The organism is Streptomyces sp. BR123 (assembly GCF_013401435.1).
Lineage (GTDB): Bacteria > Actinomycetota > Actinomycetes > Streptomycetales > Streptomycetaceae > Streptomyces.
Window position 1 is genome coordinate 1 of sequence record NZ_JACBGN010000528.1, and the last position, 2,418, is coordinate 2,418.

Genomic DNA, 2,418 nt, shown 5'->3' on the forward strand with positions numbered 1-2,418 from the left:
GTTCCAGGGGGTCCACGACATGCGCGCGAGAGTAGAGCAATGTTCATGTTTTGTGAGCCCCCGCGGCACACCCAATCTCCGGCGGCGCACCCATCCCCCCTCCCGCACTCCCCCGCCGGGCGATCGGGACCGGACAGGAGCCGGCCGCCGCAGAACGCCATTGACGCGCGCGGCGCGGAATCCTACTGTCAGCCATAGGATTCCTTCGACAGAGTGGAAGCAGCCATGAGCGAGCAGGCCAGGAAGACGGCCGAGGCCCTGGAGTACCTCACCGGATTCGGCAACGAGCACAGCTCGGAGGCCGTCCCCGGCGCCCTCCCTGCAGGCCGCAACTCGCCCCAGCGCGCCCCCCTCGGCCTCTACGCGGAGCAGCTCAGCGGCAGCGCCTTCACCGAGCCGCGCAAGCACAACCGCCGCTCGTGGCTCTACCGGATCCGCCCCTCGGCCGCCCACCCGCCGTTCACCCGGATCGACAACGGCGCCCTGCGCACCGCCCCCTTCACCGACGCTCCGGCCGACCCCAACCGCCTGCGGTGGAACCCGACGCCCGACCCGGCCCCGGGCACCGACTTCCTCTCCGGCCTGTGGACGCTCGGCGGGAACGGCGACGCCACCCAGCGCTCCGGCATGGCGATCCACCTCTACTCCGCCAACGCCGACATGACGGACCGGGTGTTCAGCGACTCCGACGGAGAGCTGCTGATCGTCCCGGAGCGCGGCGGCCTGCTGCTGCGCACCGAGCTCGGCCTGCTCGCCGCGAAGCCGGGCGAGGTGGCCCTGATCCCGCGGGGCGTCCGCTTCCGCGTCGAGCTGCTCGACGACACCGCCCGCGGGTACGTCTGCGAGAACTACGGCCGCCCGTTCGAGCTGCCGGACCTCGGCCCGATCGGCGCCAACGGCCTCGCGGCCGCCCGGGACTTCCGGGCCCCGGTGGCGGCGTACGAGGACGAGGACCGCCCGACCGAGGTGGTGAACAAGTTCTGCGGCAACCTGTGGTCCGCGACGTACGACCACTCCCCGCTGGACGTGGTCGCCTGGTACGGCACCCACACCCCGTACGTCTACGACATGCGCCGCTTCAACGTCCTGGGCTCCATCAGCTACGACCACCCGGACCCGTCGATCTTCACGGTGCTGACCTCGCCCTCCGACACCCCCGGCCTGGCGGGCGTTGACTTCGTGGTCTTCGCGCCGCGCTGGCTGGTCGGCGAGGACACCTTCCGCCCGCCGTACTTCCACCGGAACGTGATGAGCGAGTACATGGGCCTGATCGAGGGCGCCTACGACGCCAAGGCCGAGGGCTTCGTCCCCGGCGGCGGCTCCCTGCACAACATGATGTCGGCGCACGGCCCGGACCGGGAGACCTTCGACAAGGCCAGCGCCGCCGAGCTGAAGCCGCAGAAGATCGACGACGGCCTGGCCTTCATGTTCGAGACCCGCTGGCCGATCGCCGTCACCGCCCAGGCGGCCGGCGCCGGTCACCTCCAGCCCGCGTACGACGATGTCTGGCAGGGGCTGGAGCGCCACTTCCGCGCCTAAAATGCCCCCGACCCCTCCCCCGGCCCGCCGCCACGGGGAGGGGCCGAACACCGACGCCCCGTCCGTACGGAGACCGACCGTGACCGCCTTCGCTCCCGATTCCCTGGTGCTCAACCGGAAGCTGCCGCTCTGGTACCAGGTGTCACAGTCGCTGCGCGCCTCGATACTGGGCCGCACCCCGGACGCCTCGCTGCGCCTGCCCACCGAGGAGCAGCTCGCCGAGCACTACGGGGTGAGCGTGCTGACGATGCGCCAGGCGCTGAAGGAGCTGGAGGGCGAGGGGCTGATCAGCCGGCACCGGCGGCGCGGCACCTTCATCGAACCGGGCGCGCGGCGCGGGGCCCCGGTGCGGCTGCTGGGCTCGGTCGACGCGATCGTGGCGCAGCAGTCCGGCGACCGTACGACGGTGCTCGGCCGCGAGCGGACCCCGGTGTCCGGGGAGCTGCTGGAGCACTTCCCGGACACGGCGGAGGTGGTCACGTACCGGCGGCTGCGGCACGACGGTGAGAGCGGCGAGCCGACGAACTGGGCGGAGAACGCCGTCCGCTCCGAGGTCGCGGACGCGGTGGACCTGGAGGACCTGGCGCGCTGGCCGATGACCAAGGTGCTGCGCGATGTCGTCGGCGTGCGGATCAGCCGGATCACGGACACCGTGGAGGCGCGGCTCGCCGACCCGGAGACGGCCGAGCTGCTCCAAGTGCCGCTGCTGAGCCCGATCCTGCACTACACGGGCGTGACGTACGACGAGGACGGCCGGGTCGTGGACGTGGCGCGGATCCGGTACCGGGGCGACCGGTTCTCGTTCACGGTGACCGTCGAGGCCCACTGACCGAGAGCCGTCCGAACACCGGCCCCCGGCCCCCGAGAGCCCGTCCGGAC

The 2,418-nt window shown here is 72.0% G+C and carries 2 protein-coding genes; both read left to right on the top strand.

The genetic code is table 11. The features are described from left to right. The first annotated feature begins 225 nt into the window (after window positions 1-225). Window positions 226-1,539, top strand: a complete 1,314-nt coding sequence (gene hmgA, locus HYE82_RS35920; protein WP_179178421.1) for a homogentisate 1,2-dioxygenase — start codon at window positions 226-228, stop codon at window positions 1,537-1,539. Between the two features lie 79 nt (window positions 1,540-1,618). Next, window positions 1,619-2,368, top strand: a complete 750-nt coding sequence (locus HYE82_RS35925) for a GntR family transcriptional regulator (protein ID WP_179178422.1) — start codon at window positions 1,619-1,621, stop codon at window positions 2,366-2,368. Window positions 2,369-2,418: the final 50 nt, after the last annotated feature.

Bases quoted from the DNA above. Each gene is read 5' to 3' on its own strand.
- hmgA (WP_179178421.1), top strand. From the start codon at position 226: ATGAGCGAGCAGGCCAGGAAGACGGCCGAGGCCCTGGAGTACCTCACC.